Origin of the sequence: Myxococcus qinghaiensis (assembly GCF_024198215.1) — a bacterium.
Taxonomy (GTDB): domain Bacteria; phylum Myxococcota; class Myxococcia; order Myxococcales; family Myxococcaceae; genus Myxococcus; species Myxococcus qinghaiensis.
In genome coordinates this window covers 209,209-228,423 of sequence record NZ_JAKCFA010000011.1, presented here as the reverse complement: position 1 = coordinate 228,423, position 19,215 = coordinate 209,209, and the positions used below count along the sequence as shown (strand labels likewise).

Annotated in this window: 19 protein-coding genes; 11 read left to right on the top strand and 8 right to left on the bottom strand. The window is 69.4% G+C overall.

Annotated elements, in window-relative coordinates; all coding sequences use genetic code 11:
• The first annotated feature begins 59 nt into the window (after positions 1-59).
• The 3 genes from LZ199_RS22295 to LZ199_RS22285 all read left to right on the top strand — a co-directional run bounded on the left by LZ199_RS22295 (position 60) and on the right by LZ199_RS22285 (position 2,372).
• Positions 60-1,076: a neprosin family prolyl endopeptidase gene (locus LZ199_RS22295; RefSeq protein ID WP_253995753.1), complete on the top strand. Its 1,017-nt coding sequence runs from the start codon at positions 60-62 to the stop codon at positions 1,074-1,076.
• A 207-nt stretch (positions 1,077-1,283) separates the two neighbouring features.
• On the top strand, positions 1,284-1,811 hold the full coding sequence (locus tag LZ199_RS22290) for an RNA polymerase sigma factor (RefSeq protein ID WP_253995752.1): 528 nt from the start codon (positions 1,284-1,286) through the stop codon (positions 1,809-1,811).
• A gap of 45 nt (positions 1,812-1,856) precedes the next feature.
• On the top strand, positions 1,857-2,372 hold the full coding sequence (locus tag LZ199_RS22285) for a DUF2306 domain-containing protein (protein WP_253995751.1): 516 nt from the start codon (positions 1,857-1,859) through the stop codon (positions 2,370-2,372).
• Between the two features lie 79 nt (positions 2,373-2,451).
• Here the strand turns inward: LZ199_RS22285 and LZ199_RS22280 are convergent, their stop codons facing one another.
• The gene (locus LZ199_RS22280; protein WP_253995750.1) at positions 2,452-3,255 is read right to left on the bottom strand and encodes an SDR family oxidoreductase; all 804 of its coding nucleotides are present in this window, start codon (positions 3,253-3,255) and stop codon (positions 2,452-2,454) included.
• Positions 3,256-3,401: 146 nt separating this feature from the next.
• Here LZ199_RS22280 and LZ199_RS22275 point away from each other — a divergent pair, with 146 nt between their 5' ends.
• Positions 3,402-3,734, top strand: a complete 333-nt coding sequence (locus LZ199_RS22275) for a winged helix-turn-helix transcriptional regulator (protein ID WP_323389799.1) — start codon at positions 3,402-3,404, stop codon at positions 3,732-3,734.
• 42 nt (positions 3,735-3,776) lie between these two features.
• On the opposite strand, the gene LZ199_RS22270 is transcribed toward LZ199_RS22275, so the two are convergent.
• Positions 3,777-4,469: a LytR/AlgR family response regulator transcription factor gene (locus LZ199_RS22270; protein WP_253995748.1), complete on the bottom strand. Its 693-nt coding sequence runs from the start codon at positions 4,467-4,469 to the stop codon at positions 3,777-3,779.
• Entirely contained in the window at positions 4,466-6,160 is a 1,695-nt protein-coding gene (locus LZ199_RS22265) for a histidine kinase (protein WP_253995747.1), read from the bottom strand. Before LZ199_RS22265 ends, LZ199_RS22270 begins: the two co-directional genes overlap by 4 nt.
• A gap of 137 nt (positions 6,161-6,297) precedes the next feature.
• On the opposite strand from LZ199_RS22265, the gene LZ199_RS22260 reads away from it, so the two are divergent.
• Positions 6,298-7,704, top strand: coding sequence for an alpha/beta fold hydrolase (locus LZ199_RS22260; protein WP_253995746.1), 1,407 nt, complete (start codon positions 6,298-6,300; stop codon positions 7,702-7,704).
• Positions 7,705-7,865: 161 nt separating this feature from the next.
• Positions 7,866-8,849, top strand: coding sequence for an aldo/keto reductase (locus LZ199_RS22255; protein ID WP_253995745.1), 984 nt, complete (start codon positions 7,866-7,868; stop codon positions 8,847-8,849).
• A 112-nt stretch (positions 8,850-8,961) separates the two neighbouring features.
• Here LZ199_RS22255 and LZ199_RS22250 read toward each other — a convergent pair whose 3' ends face one another.
• Entirely contained in the window at positions 8,962-9,849 is an 888-nt protein-coding gene (locus tag LZ199_RS22250) for a LysR family transcriptional regulator (RefSeq protein WP_253995744.1), read from the bottom strand.
• Positions 9,850-9,959: 110 nt separating this feature from the next.
• Between LZ199_RS22250 and LZ199_RS22245 the strand changes: the two genes are divergently transcribed.
• From LZ199_RS22245 to LZ199_RS22230, 4 genes are all read left to right on the top strand, one after another.
• Entirely contained in the window at positions 9,960-10,760 is an 801-nt protein-coding gene (locus LZ199_RS22245; protein WP_253995743.1) for an MBL fold metallo-hydrolase, read from the top strand.
• Between the two features lie 59 nt (positions 10,761-10,819).
• Positions 10,820-11,569, top strand: coding sequence for an RNA methyltransferase (locus LZ199_RS22240; protein ID WP_253995742.1), 750 nt, complete (start codon positions 10,820-10,822; stop codon positions 11,567-11,569).
• A gap of 229 nt (positions 11,570-11,798) precedes the next feature.
• Positions 11,799-12,977 carry an oxalate decarboxylase family bicupin gene (locus LZ199_RS22235; protein WP_253995741.1) on the top strand — a complete coding sequence of 393 codons (1,179 nt, stop codon included), beginning with the start codon at positions 11,799-11,801 and terminating at the stop codon, positions 12,975-12,977.
• Positions 12,978-12,996: 19 nt separating this feature from the next.
• Positions 12,997-14,124, top strand: coding sequence for an Nramp family divalent metal transporter (locus LZ199_RS22230; RefSeq protein WP_253995740.1), 1,128 nt, complete (start codon positions 12,997-12,999; stop codon positions 14,122-14,124).
• Positions 14,125-14,232: 108 nt separating this feature from the next.
• Here LZ199_RS22230 and LZ199_RS22225 read toward each other — a convergent pair whose 3' ends face one another.
• On the bottom strand, positions 14,233-14,697 hold the full coding sequence (locus LZ199_RS22225) for a hypothetical protein (RefSeq protein ID WP_253995739.1): 465 nt from the start codon (positions 14,695-14,697) through the stop codon (positions 14,233-14,235).
• A gap of 137 nt (positions 14,698-14,834) precedes the next feature.
• Here LZ199_RS22225 and LZ199_RS22220 point away from each other — a divergent pair, with 137 nt between their 5' ends.
• On the top strand, positions 14,835-15,359 hold the full coding sequence (locus LZ199_RS22220) for a hypothetical protein (protein ID WP_253995738.1): 525 nt from the start codon (positions 14,835-14,837) through the stop codon (positions 15,357-15,359).
• A 73-nt stretch (positions 15,360-15,432) separates the two neighbouring features.
• On the opposite strand, the gene LZ199_RS22215 is transcribed toward LZ199_RS22220, so the two are convergent.
• The 3 genes from LZ199_RS22215 to LZ199_RS22205 form a co-directional block, all read right to left on the bottom strand.
• Positions 15,433-16,404, bottom strand: coding sequence for a hypothetical protein (locus tag LZ199_RS22215; RefSeq protein WP_253995737.1), 972 nt, complete (start codon positions 16,402-16,404; stop codon positions 15,433-15,435).
• A 133-nt stretch (positions 16,405-16,537) separates the two neighbouring features.
• On the bottom strand, positions 16,538-18,316 hold the full coding sequence (locus LZ199_RS46470) for an LVIVD repeat-containing protein (RefSeq protein ID WP_267145152.1): 1,779 nt from the start codon (positions 18,314-18,316) through the stop codon (positions 16,538-16,540).
• Positions 18,317-18,441: 125 nt separating this feature from the next.
• Positions 18,442-19,128, bottom strand: a complete 687-nt coding sequence (locus LZ199_RS22205) for an SDR family oxidoreductase (RefSeq protein ID WP_253995736.1) — start codon at positions 19,126-19,128, stop codon at positions 18,442-18,444.
• Positions 19,129-19,215: the final 87 nt, after the last annotated feature.

Genomic DNA, 19,215 nt, shown 5'->3' with positions numbered 1-19,215 from the left:
GCATGGCGACGCCGCGCCCGCTCCCTGACTGGCCCCAGGTCCTGGGGCCCGGAGTCACCATGAACCCTCGTTCGTTGTTCTCCCCCGTCGCTTGTCTGTTTTCGTTGGCTGCCATCGGTTGTGGCGCTCCTTCGCCCCAGGAGCCCGCGGCCCCGTCGGACCAGACCGCCGAGGTGGCCCAGTACCGCTGCGTCCCGCTCTCCGCCGAAGCGCTGCGCGTGAAGGCGCCGCCCACCGCCCTCGTCGTGGGGGACTCACGGCGGGAAGCCCAGGTCACTTCGGTCCGGCTCTGCCCCAGTGGACAGGTGCCCCAGGCGCTGCACAACCCGGCGCCGCCGCGCCCGCTCGCGGCCTGGCTGACCGCGACGCCCGGCGCTTCAGCAGACAACCGCCCCGTCCATGCGAGCGCTGACTCCGTCTACTACGCGGGGGTCTACAAGCCGACGTCGGAGACGGGCTACGCGCTGGGCGTGGGCGCGCGCCTTCAAATCTACAACCCGCAGGTCGCCCACTCCTTGGACCAGGTCAGCACGGTGGTGTCGATGGTCCGGGGCGCCAGCACGTCCATCGTGGCGACTGGCTACCGCAAGTTCCAGACGACCTATCCCACCCTGCTCGTCGGCCACACGGTGGGCGGCGTCTTCCAGCACGTCACGGGCTGGGTGCAGGTCCACCCGAGCTACTACCCGGGCATGGACCTGAGCGGCTACATCGGCGCGAAGCCCCGCTTCTTCGTCCTCTACTCGGGAACGGATTGGTGGGTGTATTTCAACGACGCCTGGGTGGGCTACTTCCCCGGCTCGCGGTGGGGCGGCGCCTTCACCTCGGGCGAGATGGCCCACTGGTACGGTGAGGTGTTCGTCTCGGGCGCGCGTCTGCCGCCCGTGACGGACATGGGCAATGGCTTGTTCCCTCCGAACGCGGCCTCCGGTGCCATCGAAGAGATGTGCACCCACAACGGCACCAGCTGCTTCCTCATGGGCGCCGCGCAGTCGTACGTCAGCAACGCCGCGTACTACGGGCTGTACTACCCAGGCCTGTCGAACCTCCGCTACGGCGGAAATGGCGGCGGGTAGCCTCCGCTCGAGGACGCAGGACACGGGCGCGTCCTTCCTCCCTGGGGCCGCGCCCGACGTGTAGATTCAAGGGGTTGACGCGCCGCTCGAAGGCGGGCGGCGCGGGTTCGCGAAAAATCGTCCGGGTCGCGAATCCGTTCGGTGGGTGCCCGCCTCTTAATGGCTGAGGCAGGGCATTTTCCCCGCCACCGCCTTCCAGGTGCTCGCATGGCCGCCCACCCATTGCCCGCTGCTCCCGACGCGATGCTGCTCGCGGCCCACGCGGGTGATCGCGACGCGATGCTCCGCCTGCTCCAGACGCTCCAGCCCAACCTCAGGCGGTACGCGCAGCAGCGCTGCTTCATCAACGACATCGACGACGCGGTCCAGGAGTCGCTGCTCGTGCTGGCCCGCCACCTGGGCTCGGTCCGGAAGCTGGCGTCCCTGTCGGGCTGGCTGTTCCGAATCGTCCAGCGCGAGTGCCGCCGCCTGGGACGGGTGACGCTCAAGCAGGACCCCTACGAGGAAGCGCTGGCCGACCAGTGGGTGGTCTCCCACACGCCGGAGTCCGCGCGGCTCGACGTGGCCTCCGCGCTGGAGTCCTTGCCCCCGCACTACCTCGAGGTCGTCCTGCTGCGCGACTTCGAGGAGCTGTCCATCCGCGAAATCTCCGAGCGCCTGGGCGAAGACGTGCCCGCCGTGAAGAGCCGCCTCCATCGGGCCCGCGCCATGGTGCGCGAGTACCTGCTGGCCTGACCTTTCATCCCCACCGCATCGACCTCCAGAAGAAGGAAACCCGTCATGGCCAACCCCATGTCCACCCTCGGCATCATCCACACCGTGGTCAGCCTGCCTCCCCTCATCTTCGGCGGCTGGGCCTTCCTCCGCGACGGCCGCATCGACCCCGGCACCCGCGTGGGTTGGCTGTACATGCTGAGCATGGTGGCGTCGATTCTCACCTCGTTCGGCCTCTCCAGCACGGGCGGCTTCAACCCCGGCCACGGCCTGGGCCTGCTCGCGCTCGTGCTCATGGCGGTGGGCGTCGTCGCCTCGCGCGTGGGTGGGTTCGGCCGCGCCACGCCCTACGTGGAGACGCTGACGTTGTCCGCCAGCTTCATGGTGCTGCTGGTGCCTGGAATCAACGAGACGCTGACGCGCCTGCCCGCGGGCCAGCCCATCGCCAGCAGCCCGGAGTCGCCGCCCGTGCAGGCCGCCTTGCTCGCGCTGGTGGTCTTCTTCCTGCTCGGTGCCACGTACCAGGTGCTGAAGCTGCGGGCGCTCGCGCGAAGGAGCTCCGTGGCCGGCTCGGTGGCGTGACGCGCACGCTCCGGCCCTGAGCGCGCGATTTCCAGCGGCGCGGCGCTGGAGTCGTCAGCCCCCTGTCCCGCTGACCTGCTCAGACGGTGGGAACCGTTCCGCCATCAATCAGATACTCGCTGCCATGGATGGCGGCTGCCCGCTCCGACGCGAGGAACGCCACCAGCTCCGCGACCTCTTCCGGCCAGGCGGGACGTCCCAGGGGAATGCCACCGAGCGCGGTCATGATGCCACGGCGGGCCGTCTCCTCGTCCGTACCGCCGTGCTCGGCCATCCGCTTCACCAGCGCCTCTGCCGCTGTCGTGCGAATCCACCCCGGCGCGATGGAGTTCACGCGGACTCCCTTCGGACCCAGCTCCTTGGACAGGGCATTGCTGTAGGTGGACAGCGCGGCCTTCGCCGCCGCATAGGCGATGGTCGCGTCGTGCAGCGGGAGCAGCCGCTGGATGGAGGTGACATGCAGGACGACGCCGCCTCCACGCTCGACCATGCGTGGAACGAGGGCGCGGTCCAGGCGGACGGCGGCCAGGAGGTTGAGCGACAGCTCGTCCTGCCACACCGTGTCGGTGAGCACGGCGAAGCCGCCCCCTGGCGCGGTGGAGCCCCCGAGGGTGTGGATGAGGATGTCGACGCCCTCCAGCTTGTCTTGAACCTCGCGTGCGACGGTGGCCACGCCTTCCTGGGTGCTCAGGTCCGCCTGGACGAAGAGGGCCGGAAGGTCCGTGGGCGGAGGCGCGGACCGCGCGGTGGTCAGCACCCTGGCCCCGGCGGCGCCCAGGCGCCTGACGATGGCCTCGCCCGCCCCCTTGGTGCCTCCTGTCACCAGCACGCGCCTGCCAGCGAACTCCTGGGAATCGACGGAGAACTTCGGAGCCATGGTCATGACGGGGCCTTCAGTCTGATGAGAGGGATTTGGCGGCCGGCCTCGTCGTGAGCGGCACGACCGCGTTCCGATACAAATGGCGTTAGTCTGCCGGGATGACAAGAACGCACGAAAAAGTGGGGGACTTACCTGAGGGTGGGTATGACGTGCCCACGACTCCCGGAGAGGCGGCCGCTCGTGTCGAGCAAGCGCTGAAGTTCCTCGACGGTCGCTGGAAGCTGGAGATCCTCTTCCAGCTCTTCGGCGGGCGGGTCCAACGTTTCTCGGAGCTGGAGCGCGCCATCCCCGACGTCTCGCAGAAGATGCTCATCCAGCAGCTTCGAGGGTTGGAGCGGGACGGAATCGTGCGCCGCGTCGTCTATCCGGAGGTCCCACCGCGAGTCGAATACGCGCTGACGGAGTGGGGGCAGGCGCTCTGTCCGGCTCTCGATGCCTTGTTGCGATGGGCCGCGGTGCGCGGAGCGCTGCCCGTGTCGTGATGGGGCCATCGCCCCGGTCTCCGGAGCGGAACACGCGCTCGCCTACGCCTCCAATCGCTTGCGCAGCACTCCCAGTCGGCTGCGGCCCACCGGAAGTCGGGTGCCGTCCCGCAGCTCCACCGCGGTGCGTGAGCCCTCCGAGGCGACGAACTCGCGGATGTCCGTCACGCGGACGAGATAGGAGCGGTGGATGCGGAAGAAGTCGGCGGGGAGCAGCTGCTCCAGCCGCTCCAGGCTCTTCTCGCTCAGCTCGGTGCCACCTCCGCGAAGCACGAGCTCGGCGTAGTCGCCAGCGCCCTGGATGTACGCGACGGAGTCCAGGGGCACGAGGACCACGCCTCCGCCCTTCCTCACCGCCAGGGTGCGCAAGGGCGTGGCCGCGCGGCTTCCCACTCGGGCGAGCGCGAGGGCGAGCCGCTCCGGTGTGTAAGGCTTTGGCACGAAGTCCAGCACCCCCAGCTCGAAGGCGCGCAGCGCCTGGTCGGTGTTCGCGGAGACCACCACCGTCTGGAATGCGCCCGCGGCCGCCTCCATGAGCAGCGCGAAGCCGTCCTCGCCCGAGAGGTTCAGGTCCAGGAGCAGCACGTCCACGGTGCGCTCGGCCAGCAGTGCTCGCGCCTCATCCAGACTCGCGCAAACGCGCGGAGGCGGTGCCGCCGGCCCCAGTTGTTGCTCGCACAGCCGGGCGAGACGGCGCGCCGCCAGTGGCTCGTCCTCCACGATGAGCAGCCTCACGCCGGCACCTCCACCCGCGTCATCCATCCCGCCTCCGTGGGCCCATCCTCGAGCCGCCACGCACCAGGGAAGGCCTCCTCCAGGCGCGCGCGCAGGTAGCGCGAGCCGGTGCCTTCACCGCCACCCTGGCGTGTGCCTGTGCCCAGGGGAGCGAGGAAGGAGTAGCGCCGTCGTGGCCCCTTGCCCTCGGCGACGAGGTTGCTTTCGAGTCGGAAGGTGTGGGGCGAGACGTAGCGGTTGTGGCTGAAGGCGTTCTCCAGCAGCGTGTGCAGCAGGGCAGGGGGGACGGGAGCCTGCAGGTCCACGCCCTCGGTCTCCAGGTGGAAGGCCGTGCCCTGTCGGCAGCCCATGACCTCCAGGTGGGCGCGGCACAGCTCCAGCTCGCGAGCGAGCGGAATGGTGCGCTCACCGGAGACGGCGAGCAGGTGCCGGTACGCCGCGCCCAGGGCCTCGATGAAGCGCACGGCCTGCGCGGGCTCCGTCTCCACCCACTCACTCAGCGCGCCCAGCGTGTTCATCAGGAAGTGCGGCTGCAGGCTGCGCTTGAGCAGCTCCAGTTGCAGGCGCTCCGCGGCGCGCGTCGCACTCTCGAGCCGCTCCTGCTGACGGCGCTGCTGCCGGGCATGGACCGCCGTGAGGCAGAGCAACAGCCCTCCGAAGGCGAGGAAGAAGCCGCGCTCGGAGAAGCCCCAGGGCTCCAACAGGTAGAGCGTCCCGGCGAAACCAAGCCCCACCAGCGCGCCCAGGGCCCCCCACGGTTCCCCTCTCCGCCACGCACGCACGGCGAGCGCCATGGAGACGACGAGCGAGGCGCCGAGCGCGATGCTGTTCTTGCCATCGAAGCCCGGAACGAAGGCGAGCGAGAGCAGCCCCAGCCCAAGTCCCATCCACCGCAGCCAGCGGCGTGGCTCGCTGAAGGCCGCGTGCAAGGTCGCTGGCAGCAGCGCCGCCACCGCCAGCACGGCCACCGCCTGCAGTCGCAGCCGCACTGCGTGCAGTGGGTAGGGATAGTTGGCGAGCCCGCGCCACGCCTCCAGCAGGACAAGCGCCGCGGCGGCGAGGCACAGCACGCCAAGCAGGAGTGTCGCGAGCCCACCATGAGCGAGCCGCACGCGCGCGAGGTGGTAGAGCCCCATCAGCACCAGTGCACCCAGCATGCAGAGGGCTGGCACCAGGCTGAGAATCCGCGTCCGAGCGAGTGATGCGGCCTCGCCCACCCGCAGGGCGTGGAGGGTGCCCACGGGCTGGAAGCCGAGCCGGTGCGCGGAGATGCGCATCGTCAGCACGTGAGGGCCCGGCGTGCTGAGCTCGGGCGGAAGCGGGAGCAGGGCATCGACGCGTCCTGGTACCTCCTCCGAGGGAGTCCGCCCCACCTGTCCGTTGTGGCCCAGGGGACTGCCATCCCACCAGGCCTCCCAGGACCCGAGCACCGACAGGGCGAGGGCGGGCGTCGGGGCTCCGGCTTCACGCGGGGGCACATCCACCTGGGTGCGCAGCCAGTAGGGGCCCGTCCCCTCGTTCACCTGGTCGGCCTCCACCGTGCGCCAGCCCCGTGCGTCCGTGGAGAGCGCGACCTCCGAGGAGAGCTCCTCCGTGTTCACCTGCACCAGTCCCTGCCGCGCGGAGGGCAGCGCGGCCGAGGCGGTGAGCGAGAGCGCGAGGCATCCCGCGAAGAGGGCGGAGGACATCATGGGCCGGAGCATACGCAGCCCGACGACGTACCACGCGCACTCCGGCGACGCCGCGAGACGTTGGGCGACCGGCACCCCACACGCTGGGCTGGCCACTGCATCCTCCTCCTCGCTGAAGCCCTTCTTGGAGGAACGCCATGCGCCCCGTGCTCCTGCTTGCCCTCATCCTTCCGTTGTCCCTCGCCCAGGCCCAGAGCCTCCAGATGCAGCCCTACACCTTCCAGGCCCGTGACGGCCGCAGCGTCGAGTCCGAGCTGGGCACCCTCACCGTGCCCCAGCGTCACGCTCGTCCCGAGGGCCCGAACCTGCCCCTGCGCTTCGTGCGCTTCAAGAGCACGAACCCGTCACCTGGGGCCCCCATCGTGTACCTGGCAGGGGGCCCGGGCGGCTCCGGCATCGAGGCCGCGCGCCATGGCCGCTTCGAGCTGTTCCTCGCCCTGCGCGAGGTGGCGGATGTCATCGCGTTGGATCAGCGCGGCACCGGGGAGTCGAATTCCCATCCCGAGCTGTCGCTGCGCTGGGCCGTCCCGCTCGAGCAGCACGTGGACGAGGCGCTGCTCACCACCACGATGAAGAAGGCCGCCGCCGAGGCGAGCCGGACCTGGACGGCGGCGGGCGTGGACCTGGGCGCGTACACCACGGAGGAGAGCGCCGACGACCTGGAGGTGCTGCGCAAGGCGCTGGGCGCGTCCAAGCTCAACCTCTGGGGCATCAGCTACGGCACCCATCTGGGCCTCGCCTACCTGCGGCGCCACCCCAAGAGCGTGGACCACATCATCCTCGCCGGCATCGAGGGGCCGGACGACACCTGGAAGCGGCCTGCCCACGCGGAGGCGTTGCTCGACCGCTGGGAGGCCGTGCTGCGCGCCGAGGGTGAGCGCGGGCCGGGACTGAAAGCGCGGCTGGCGAAGCTGTTGAAGGCGCTGCGGCGCGAGCCCCGCACCGTGGAGTTCACGGACCCGGAGAAGGGGGAGCGCCACACCTGGAAGGTCAGCCCCTTCGACCTTCAGCGCGCCACCTTCGAGTCCCTGCGGGACCCCGCCACCTTCCGGCGCTTCCTCGCCCTGCTCCCGGCGCTGGAGTCCGGCGCCTACGAGCCGATGGCCTCCCTCGCGAGCATGTTGCGCGAAGGGACGCTGGCGCCGATGTCGCTCGCCATGGATGCGGCCTCCGGCGTGAGCCCGGCGCGACACGCCCTCATCGAGCGGGAGGCGTCGAAGTCCTTGCTCGGTGGCAGCGCCAACCCCGGCGCCCTGCGGGCGGGGGATGTGCCCGGGGTGCGTGACCTCGGCGCTTCCTTCCGTGGCCCGCTGAAGGCCACGGCGCCCGTGCTCCTCATCAGCGGCACCCTGGATGGGCGCACGAGTCCGGACAACGCGGAGGCCCTGCGCCCCGGGCTCTCCCAGGCCGTGCACCTGGTGCTGGAGGGCGCGGGACATGACGGGCTCTTTCAGTCGGACCCTCGCATCCTCGAGCGGATGAAGGCCTTCCTGAAGGGCGAGAAGCTTCGCGACGAGCGACTGGAGATCAAGGCGAAGCCCTGAGGTCGACTGCTCGCTCCGCATCCGGGCGGGAGATGGGCTGAGACCTCGCGGTTGTCGAGGAAGCAGCCCGTCTTCCGTCCGCCGCTGACTCGGTGCACCTCTCTTGCACCCGCCGCACCTTCAGCGCGCGACAGTATTCACGCGGACGCGGAGGCACGACGATGAAGCAGCGCAAGCTGGGCCGACAGGGATTGGTGGTTTCGGAGCTGGGCCTCGGATGCATGGGGATGAGTGAATTCTATGGCGCGGGGGACGAAGCGGAATCCCTGCGCACCATCCACCGGGCATTCGAGCTGGGCATCACCTTCCTCGACACCGCGGACATGTATGGGCCCTTCACCAACGAGGAACTCGTGGGCCGCGCCATCAAGGGCCACCGCGAGCAGGTGGTGCTGGCCACGAAGTTCGCCAATGTGCGCGGCGCCAAGGGAGAGTTCCTGGGCATCCGAGGGGACCCGGCCTACGTGCGACAGTCGTGCGACGCCTCGCTGAAGCGCCTGGGCGTCGACCACATCGACCTCTACTACCAGCACCGCGTGGACCCGAAGGTCCCCATCGAGGAGACAGTCGGAGCGATGGCGGAGCTCGTGCGTGAAGGCAAGGTGCGCTACCTGGGCCTCTCGGAGGCCGCGCCCGAGACGATTCGCAAGGCGCACGCCACCCATCCCATCTCCGCGCTGCAGACCGAGTACTCCCTGTGGACGCGCGACGTGGAGGAGGACGGCGTGCTCGCCATGGTGCGCGAGCTGGGCATCGGCTTCGTTTCCTACAGCCCGCTGGGGCGCGGCTTCCTCACCGGCCAGTACAAGCGCTTCGAGGACCTGCCCGCGGACGACTTCCGCCGCCAGAACCCGCGCTTCCAGGGAGAGAACTTCCAGAAGAACCTGGACCTGGTGCAACGCGTGGAGCAGCTCGCGAAGCAGAAGGGTGTCCCGCCCGCGCAGCTCGCGCTCGCGTGGGTGATGGCCCAAGGCCCGGACGTGGTGCCCATCCCCGGCACCAAGCGCGTGAAGTACCTGGAGCAGAACGCGGGCGCCACGCGGGTGGAACTCACGGGAGCGGACCTCGCGCAGCTCGACTCGGTGTTCCCGGTGGGCGCGGCGACGGGGCAGCGCTACCCGGACATGAGCGCGGTGAATCGCTGACGGGACGTAATTCGCGTGCCGTCGTGGGCGGCGGGGCCACTTGCGTGGAGTCCACCTCGTCACCCCCGCCGTCTCATGCGTTGACCAGGGCCGGCGCGCTCCGCTGCGGACCTCAGCGGAGCGGGGGGCCTGCCTTCGCCAGCAGCTCCACGAAGGCGGTGAGGTGGGGCGCGGGCCGCACGGCGCGGGGCCACACGGCGTGCCAGTGTCTGCGCAGGCCCTTGCGTGTCACGCGCACGGCGACCAGCGTCCCGCGTGAGAGCTCCGGAGCCACGGCCCACCGCGCCAGCACCGCGACGCCGAGCCCGGCCTTGGTCAGCTCGATGAGAGCCTCGGTCAGCTCCACATGGGACACGCGCGCGGGGGAGACTCCGGCGGGGATGAGCACCTGCTGGAACAGGGTGCTGTCGGTGAGCGCGATGTTGTAGAGCAGCACGTGCTCGCGCGCGAAGTCGGCGGCTTGCAGGACGCCTCGGCTCGCCAGGGGATGCTCTGGCGCCATGACCGCGACGAGCTCGTCCTCGAAGAGCGGCGCGTGCGCGAGGCGACGGTGACGTGTCGGCGCGCTGACGATGCCCAGGTCCAGCGTCCCCGCCAGCAGCGCCTCCACCGGGCGGCGCGTGGCCTCCACGGCGATGCGCACGTCCACCTGGGGATGGCGCGTGGAGAACCGCCGGAGCACCGAGGGCAGCCAGTGATAGGCCGTGTAGCACTCCGTCGCGAGCCGCAGGACACCTCGCGATGCATGGGAAAGCCGCGCCACATCCGCTTCCGCGGCCTCCACTTCGGCCACCACCTTGCGCGCGGCCTCGAGGACGCGCTGGCCCGGGCCGGTGAGCACCATGCGTCGGCCCTGGCGCTGGAACAGCTCGGCGCCCAGCCGCTCCTCCACGTCGCGGAGTTGGTGGCTCAGCGCGGGCTGGGACAGGTGCAGCATCCGCGCCGCCGCCGTCACCGAGCCGGTGTCCACCACGGCCGCCACCAATCGAAGGTGCCTCACGTCCAAGGTCATCCATTCGAGTATCGCATGGATGAATGCAAAGGATGCATTGGACGCATGTCCGAATCCTGGAGACAACCCAGGCCTGTGCGCTGCCACGAGGTGACGGGATGGGCTTGAAGACGCTGCTGTTGGCCCCCGAGGTGTGGGTCGTCACGGGGGAGGCGTATGACTCGAATGCCACGCTGTTCCTCCGGGGGGATGAGGTGCTGATGGTGGACGCGCTCGGGAGCCGTGCGGACGCGGAGGCGCTCCGGGCGTGGGTGGCTGGCACACTGAGGGCCCGGGTGCGTCAGGTGGTCTGTACGCACGGCTTCAGCGACCACCTGGCGGCGCTTCAGGCGTTCCCCGAGGCGTCGGTGTGGGCTCACACGCGGTTCGAGGAGACCTTTCGCCAGGAGCGCTTCCGCTCGGACGAGGAGACGGGTTTCTACCGCGCGCCGGACCGGTGCGTGGACGCGCCGGAGTCCCTGGCGTGGGGACGCTACACCCTGGACGTGTTCCCGAATCCCGGGCACACGGCGAGCACGCTGAACCTGGACGTCGCCGCGTTGGATGTGTTGTTCAGCGCGGACATCGCCGTGGGGAACATGGCCTACGTCGCCTATGGCGAGCCGCGCGATGTCGATGCCGCGCTGGCTCGGGCCGAGGCGAGGGGACGCACGAGGGTCATCCAGGGACACGGCGGGGTGTCGTCCGCTCGCACGCTGAGCGCCGCGCGGCACTACCTGCGGGCCCTGGGGGCGGCCGTGCGTGAGGCCCGGGGCGTGCCGGAGCGTGTCCTCGCGATTCCACTCGGTGCCTGCCTGCCGGAGGGCGTGGAGGGATGCGACTTCGAGGCGTTCTTCCACCGGAGGAACCTGGAGGAGGTGCTCGCGCGGGGGCTGTGGTCGGAGCCGTCCCTGGCGTAGGCGACCTGGCGGAGCGGATGTGCGCGACGGAGGCCGGGCACGGCCAGTAAGGTGGCCGCATGGCTCTCACCTCCCACCTGCGTGTCGTGCTGCACCAGACGCAGGGTCCGGACAATCTCGGCGCCGTGGCGCGCCTGGCGGCGAACTTCGGCGTGGCGGAGCTGGTCCTCTCCGATCCCCAGCTCCAGGAGATGGACGGCGCCAGACGCATGGCGGTGCACGCCGGCCACATCCTCGAGTCCGCGCGAATCGTCCCCACGCTGCCCGAGGCGCTGGAGGACGTGGTGCTCGCGGTGGGGACCACCTCGCGGCAGAACCTTCGCGGCATGCCCACGCTCTCTCCCGAGGAGGCGGTGGCGTTGATGGCGAAGCACTCGCAGCGGGGCAAGGTGGCCCTGGTGCTCGGCGGCGAGAAGCGCGGCATGTCCGACGAGGACTTGAGCCACTGCCAGCAGGCGCTGGTCATCCCCACGCGGCCCGAGCAGCCCTCCATGAACCTGGCGCAGGCGGCGGCGGTCCTCATGTACCTCTGCGCGCGCGAGGAGGTGGAGGCGCCGCCGCCGGGCGCGGTGGACGGGGCCCCGCTGCGGCTGGTGCAGTCGCTTCAAGCCTGGATGCGGCAGGTCCTCCTGGGGGTGGGCTTCCTCAATACGCAGGGACCGGATGCGCTGCTCTCGGAGATGATCCACTCGCTGACCCGCTCGGCCCTGACGAGGCGGGAGGTGGAGCTGTGGCTCTCCGCCTTCAAGCAGCTCTCGCGTCACGTGGTGGGCCCGACGGCGCGTCCGGACTCCGAGAAGAAGGGCTGAGGCCCAAGGGCCGCGGGCGCCGCTCTGCCCTGGCCCTGGTGACACAGGCCCGCTTCTCCGAGCGAACACCTCCGCGCTTCGAGTTCCCCCACGTGACAGACGGAAGGTTGCCGGCGCGGCAATGCCACCGCGGCTCGACGACGTCGCGTGGAGGGGTGCCTAGGTTCGGCGCCCTTCGACTCCGCGTGCTCGTGCCGCGGTGCTCTTTCGCGAACAGGGATGTCCCTTCATGTCAGACGAATTCGTCGAGCGAACCGGCCCACAGCTTGCTCCGCCACAGCCCATCCGCAATGGCTCGGGTGCCACGGTGCTGGGGCCCAGGAATCCTCCCCGCGAGGCGGAGAATCCGAACCTGCTCGTCCCGCCGCGCACGGACCATGGCTCGATGCCCAACCTCCGCTGGTCCTTCGCGGACAGTCGCATGCGACTGGAGGAAGGGGGCTGGGCACGGCAGACGACGGTCCGTGAGCTTCCCATCGCCACCGAGATTGCCGGAGTCAACATGCGCCTCAAGAAGGGCGCCGTCCGGGAGCTCCACTTCCACAAGGAAGGGGAGTGGGCCTACATGCTCAAGGGCCGCGCGCGCATCAGCGCCGTGGACCGGGGCCGCAAGACGTTCCTCGATGACGTCAGCGAAGGCGACCTGTGGTTCTTCCCCTCCGGCGTCCCACACTCCATCCAGGGACTGGGTCCTGACGGCTGTGAGTTCCTGCTCGTCTTCGACAACGGCACCTTCGACGAGAACGAGACCTTCCTGCTCACCGACTGGCTGGCGCACATCCCGAAGGACGTGCTCGCCAAGAACTTCGGGGTGCCTGAGAGCGCCTTCGCGAACATCCCGGCGCATGAGCTCTACATCTTCCTGATGCAGGGGCCAGGTCCGGTGGGGAACCTCACCCTGGACCTGAGTGGGGGCGAGGGGCCGGTGTCTCCATGGTTCAGCTACCGGCTGCATTCGCAGGAGCCCATCCGCACGAAGGGGGGCACCGTGCGCATCGTCGACTCGTCCAACTTCCAGGCGTCGAAGTCCATCGCCGCCGCGCTGGTGGAGGTGGAGCCCGGTGCCATGCGCGAGCTGCACTGGCACGCGAACGCCGCCGAGTGGCAGTACTACATCTCCGGTCAGGCACGGATGACCGTGTTCGCCTCCTCGGGGAACGCCGCGACGTTCGACTACATGGCCGGGGACGTGGGCTATGTGCCCCGGATGATGCCCCACTACGTGGAGAACACGGGCAAGACGACGCTGCGCTTCCTGGAGACGTTTCGAAGCGACCACTTCGAGGACCTCTCCTTGCGGCGGTGGCTGTCGCTCACGCCCCATGACCTCGTCCGTGGGCACCTGAGAATCGACGAGTCGGTGCTCGCGGGGATTCCTCCCCAGAAGTCGCCCGTCATCCCGCTCTGAGCCGGAAGCGACGTCGGTCATGTCGAGACACGGCACATCCACGCGCGGGGACCTGTCGTCCTCGACGCAAGTCTCTCCACAGGCGGAGCCGCTCGAGGAGGCGCTGCCGCCCCGTGGGGCGCGGGCGCGCGGGCTGGGCGCCTTCGCCGGCTCGGGGGCGCTCATCGCGGTCGGCTATCTGGACCCGGGCAACTGGGCCACGGACCTCGCGGAGTTGCTCGGCTCGGCCATCGCGCTGAACCTCCTGTTCGGCATCCCGCTGTGGGCGGGCGTCCTCATCACCACGCTGGATGTGCTGACGCTGCTCGGGCTCTTGAGTGCGAGGCCGCGCAAGCTGGAGTGGATGGTGCTCGGGTTGGTGCTGACGGTGGGGGCGGCGTTCGTGTTCGAGCTGGTGTTGAGTCGTCCCGCCGCGGGCGAGGTGGTCGCCGGCTATCTGCCCACAGGCGCGATTCTGCGCGACAGCGGGATGATGACGCTGGCGGTGGGAATCCTCGGCGCCACGGTGATGCCGCACAACCTCTTCCTGCACTCCCAGCTCGTCAACACGCACGACTTCCCGCGCGACGAGAGCGGCCGCCGCGAGGCCGTGCGGAGTGCGACGTGGAACACGCTCTATTCGCTCGGCGCGGCGATGTTCATCAACTCCGCCATCCTGATTCTGGCTGCCTCCGCGTTCCATCGCTTCGGACACACCGAGGTGGTCGAACTGTCGGACGCGCACGCCTTGCTGAGCTCGCTGCTCGGTCCGCTGGCGGCGACTGTCTTCGCGCTGGCGCTCCTGTTGGCGGGGCAGAGCGCGGCCATCACCGGCACGCTGGCGGGTGACGTGGTGATGATGGGCTTTCTGCGGTTGAGGGTCCGGCGGTGGGTGCGCAGGCTCCTCACCCGGGGCGTCGCGCTCTGCCCGGCGCTCGCGGTCATCCTCCTGGCGGGGGACCAGGGCGCGGGTCAGTTGCTCATCGTGTCCCAGGTGGTGCTGAGCCTCCAGCTCGGCTTCACGGTGGTGCCGCTGGTGCTGCTCACCAGCGACCGTCGTCGGCTCGGAGCCCTCGCGCTGTCACCGGCCTGGAGCGCGCTGGCCTGGCTGGCCACCGCGGCGGTGGTGGGCGTCAACCTGTACCTCCTTGGGTCGCTCGTCGTGTAGCGCCGCCAGCGTCTCGGGACGTCGAAGCCCGCGCGACGGAATCCGGGAGTGCCAGCCAGGCCGGTGCGACAGGCCGCGCAAGGGCGCGCGGCCTCGCGCCTGGGCCCACTACGTGCGCAGCCAGGCGAGGATGACGTCCTTGTCACCCGTCGCCAGGACGTACGGCGTGCCTGGGGCGATGACGCCCTTGCGTGCCGCGACGCCCTCCACCGCATCCTGGGCATGGGTGAGCTGCACGCCAGCCCCACCTCCGCCGAGGACGAGGGGCGCACCCATCTTCAAGTCGAGCACCACGACCTGGCGCCGCGCTGGCCTTGGCTCGGCCATGTCCACGACGACGAAGTCGCCCGCGAAGCGGCGCTGGTCGCAGCGGAAGACCCACAGGTTCCGCTTGCGGTCGAGCAGCTCTCGCACGAAAGGCTTCTCGTCGCTCTTCAGTGCGTAGCGCTCGGAGAGGAGGCTGGCGGTGGAGAGCGGATAGCCCGCCTCCTTCGCCAGGAGCAGCGCCCACGGATTCGCATGCCGGAGCAGCGGCAGCAGGACGGGCAGGACGATGGGGGGCTCGCGAGGCATGCGTGGCCGTGCTCGACGGGCGAGGTTGCTCGTGTCGGACCGGCGGATTCAAGCATGTCGTCGTTTCCCTGGGTTCCAGCGCACCCCCTGGCTCTGGTAGAGGACGCGGTCGTCACAACACACCCTGGAGTCTTCGCATGTCCCGACTTTCCCGCTCCGCGCTCGTGCTCGCCCTGATGCTCACGTCCACCTCGGCCCTTGCCGCCTCGCAGTGGGTCCAGGCGCGGACGGTGCTCAACACGTGCGGCTACTTCAGCACCTCGCAGGCGGAAATCACCCTCACGTACCGCAACGATGACCTGCCCTGGGGGACCAGCGTGTTCCTCATCTACGGCTGGGGCGGAAGCTCGGGCCCGTCCAGCACGTTCGACTGGGCTCCGGCGCCGCAGACCGTCGAGGCGCCGGCCGTGGCGCCGTACCACTGGGGCACCACGGTGACAGGTGTCATCCGGGCGCGGTCGTCCACGCAGTACACGAGCATCAACTACGTCTGGAAGGTGGTCCTCCCGGACGGCCAGGAGTTCTACGAGAAGGGCAATGGCTCCACGTACGGCTACTACGCCGCGGACTTTTCGCAGGTGCCCATGCCGTGCACCAACGTCTCCGGGAGCTTCATCGGCACTCCGACGCCGCTGAGCATCACCACCGTCGTCAAGAACTGACGGACCACCGCCGACGGGCGCCCGGCGCGGAATGGGGTGGCGCCCCACGATACAGAGGGGCGCAATAGCGGCGCTAAAGCTTCACCGCGATGCCGGCCTCGTTCAGCCGCAGCCGTCGCTCATAGGTGATGAACCTGTACTGCTTGCCCTCCCGCTTCTTGACCAGGACCTGCTGTGGCGTCGTGATGTCGATCTCCAACCCCGTCGCTTTGCCTTTACCAGCGAAGTCGGGGGCCCCTCCCTTGTTCATCTGGGCGACGTCTGACAAATGGTCGAGGTAGCTGGAGACGCAGATGTCGCCCTTCAGGTGGCGCGCCGTCAGTCGCTCGAGGGCTTTGCCGTACAGCACGTTGAACAACCCCTCGGTCATCGTCTCCACGTTCTTGCCCGGACCGACGTTGGGATTGGGCCGATACCCGCCTCCGCCGAACATATAGGCGACCTCGTTGTCGGTCAGCACCTGCATGGCGACGCTGGGGTCGGCGGCGAATTCGGAATGGGCGCGCTCTTTCAGGGTGTCCACCCGTTTGACGAGCTCATTCCTCAAAGCCTCACCAGCAAGAGCGTCGAGCTCCGCACAGGCGCCGCCGTCATCCTTCGCGTCCTCTGCCGCCACCTTGCCCGGTCCGGCGCGGACGCCGTCATCCATCGAGTCCGCCGAGGCCTGGCTGGGTTCAACGCAAGCCCCTTTGACGTGGACGAGTGCTCCGTCGCAGCGGCAGGTCGAGGGTCCCGCGGCACTTGCCTGCGGCGGGCAGTCGACATTCGCGGCGACCTGGTCCTTCTCGTCGTCTCCGTCCTTGAAGTAGCACCGGAAGGCTCCCTGTCCTTCATACGCCGGCGCACCGCCCATGCCGCCCCGGCCGAAACCCTTGACGAACGCCGCACAGGCCTGCGCGGCGTCGCGGAAAAGCTGGTCGCCGTGCCGGACGCCGTTGGCCGGGAACGGTGCATCGGCGGCGAGCGCACGGGTACAAGACAGCGCCAAAACGACGGCAAGGACGGATGGGTGCAGGCAAAGGCGGGAGTCGCGGACGCTGGGCATGGAGGCCTCCTGTGCGCTGACCAAAGTACAAGACGCCCCCGGCCCGCCAGCGGCATCTCCGCACCCCATGAATGAGCGTCATCAAGGGCGCGGAGCCGACGGAGAGAAGCGGCCCTGGACAACGCGGAGACACTCAGAGTTCGTTGAGGATGATCAACCCGCGCGACGAGTCCACGACGTAGACGTGGCCGTCCCCGGGGATGCGCACCCCGAAGGCGCCGTCGAAGATGCCGTCGATGCGGTACGGGTCTGTCTCTCGGAAGGTGTTGAAGTGCGCGACCTGGCGGGGCTGCGTGGGATTGCTCACGTCGAGCACGCGCAGGCCCTCGTGGTACCAGGCGACGTACAGCAGGTTGCCGCGCAAGAGCAGGTTGTGCATGGAGGTGATGGCGCGCATGCGGAACTCCCCCAGCTTCGGAATGCGTGCGGGGTCGCTGGTGTCGAGCACACGGACGTAGGAGCCCTCGAACTCGCCGCCCACGAAGGCGATGGTGCGCCCGCCGAACGTCCCCACCGCGCTGTGGTGCGAGAAGGTGAATCCGTAATGGGAGTACTGGCCCAGGTGGCGCGCGTCCTCCAGGTTCGTGACGTCGACGACGGAGTAGCCGCTGTACGCGTTGCTGATGTGGAGACGGCCCTGATACGCGAAGGCGTCATGGGGTCCACCGATGGAGAATTCCTCGGGCAGATTGATGAGGGTGACCAGCCGGGGCTCCAGGGGCGTGGACACGTCATAGACGAAGGTGCCGGCGGAAGGGGACATGGCATACAGCCGCTCCCCATCCACCAGCACCGTGTGGACGCCAAAGTCCGCGGTCAGCACGCGCACGAAGGTGGGCGCGTCGGGTTGCGAGATGTCATAGACAACGACGCCCGAGACATTGCTGGCGATGTAGAGCGCGTTGCCGTGGGCCCAGACTCCGTTCCAGGACGTGTCGCCGGGCAGGCTGAGCGTCGTCTTGAGGACGGGGTTCTTCCGGTCCCGGACGTCGAACACGCTGAGTCCGCCCACCCGCGGTGACCGGTTGTCGGAGACGACGTAGGCGTGCTCCTGGGTGACGAAGACGTCCACCGGCAGGCCCACCGGGGTGGACAGCTCCGAGACGAGCTTCAGCCCTCCGGAGGACTCCGCCTCACGTCCGGACCAGGCCAGGCGGTGGACCTCGAAGGTCCCCATGTTCCGGCTGTAGAAGCCCTTGGTGGAGCAGTTCACGAAGCACCCGGTGATGACTCCGGGCCTGGGGACATGACAGCCCGCGAGCGCGAGGGTGACCGTGCCGGTGACGGGATGGGTTCTCTGACTGACCAGGTAGAACTTGCCGTCCCGTGTCTGTCGCTGGATGACGGTGTTGCTGCCTTGCGTGTCCGGCGTACCGTCGTCGAAGAGCCGGAAGCCAACGGATTGCCGGCCCGAGCCATCTCTCGCGGGCTCGCCGGGGGGGACGACCCGGTCGCTGCGAGCCCATCCCCTGTAGATGCCTCGCTGCTCCAAGCCCGCGAGCGCGTCCATGTCACAGCTCGACAGGTCGAAGCCCTCCAGGGACTCGCAGGCGGTGGGACTGGGGTCGTTCTCCGCCAGGAAGCGGCAGGTGTCGCGGGGGCCGGTGTCCGTCCAGTCCCCCAGGTCCTCCTGTTCCACATACGTGCCATCCCAGACATAGGGCCCGGCATCGGGAGTGCCCGCGTCCTCGGGGCCCGCGTCGGGAGTGCCCGCGTCCTCGGAGCCCGCGTCGGCAGTGCCCGCGTCCTCGGGGCCCGAATCAGGTGTACTCGCGTCAGGAGTTCCCGAGTCTTCGATTCCCGCGTCCGGGTCCCCAGGGGAAGGGGAGTCATCGCAGCCCGGAAACGCGAAGAGCCACAGGGCGCACGTCGACAGAATCGTCCAGAGTGGGCGCGGGGGACGCATCATCATGATGACCTCATGTGTGGGAGGGCGGGATGGCGAGTATAGATTGTCGGCCCGCGAGGTCCCCGGTTGCTCGTCTGCGAATGATTGTCAGATGTCGGGATGTGGACTGAGGAGTGAAGCCGCTGTCCTCACCAGTCGATGCGCTGTCCTCGGAAGTCGAAGAAGCCGCCGCTGTCTCCCAACGTCAGGCGGTCCAGCACCGCGAGCAGCCCCGCGGCGGACTCGGACACCTGCGTCGGTGCGCTCGCGCCTCCCATGTCTGTCTGAACCCAGCCGGGGCTGATGGCCACCGCGATGAGCCCTTCGCCGCGCAGGTCCGCCGCGAGCGAGCGCGTGGCCATGTTCAGCGCCGCTTTCGACATCCGGTAGCCGTAGCCTCCGCCCGACGTGTTGTCGGAGAGGGAGCCGAGCCCCGAGCTGAGGCTCGCGATTTTCGCCCCGCGTGCCTCGCGAAGGCGCGGCAGCAAGGCGCGCGTCACGCGCAGAGCTCCGAGCGCGTTCACCTGCAGCATCTGGAGTGCGTCCTCGAGCGAGAGGTCCTCGAGGTCGTCGGTCCGGGTGCGCCGGCCCGCGTTGTTGATGAGCAGGTCCACCGGCCCCGTCAGCGCGGCGGCGAACGCGTGCACGCTCTCGTCGCGGGCCACATCGAGGGCCCGCACATGCAGCCGGGCACCCGAGGTTCCCACGAGAGCGGTGAGCTCACGGGCCTGCGCGGGCTCGCGGACGCCTGCGTGCACGGTGTCGCCTCGCGTGAGGGATTGCCGGGTGAGCTCGAGGCCGATGCCACGGTTGGCGCCTGTGATGACGAGATTCATGGGGCCGGACCATAGACCTGGACCTCGTCTGATGGGGACTGTGGGGCACGCGGGCCCCACGATGTGGGGTGGTCCCCCCCTGTCTTC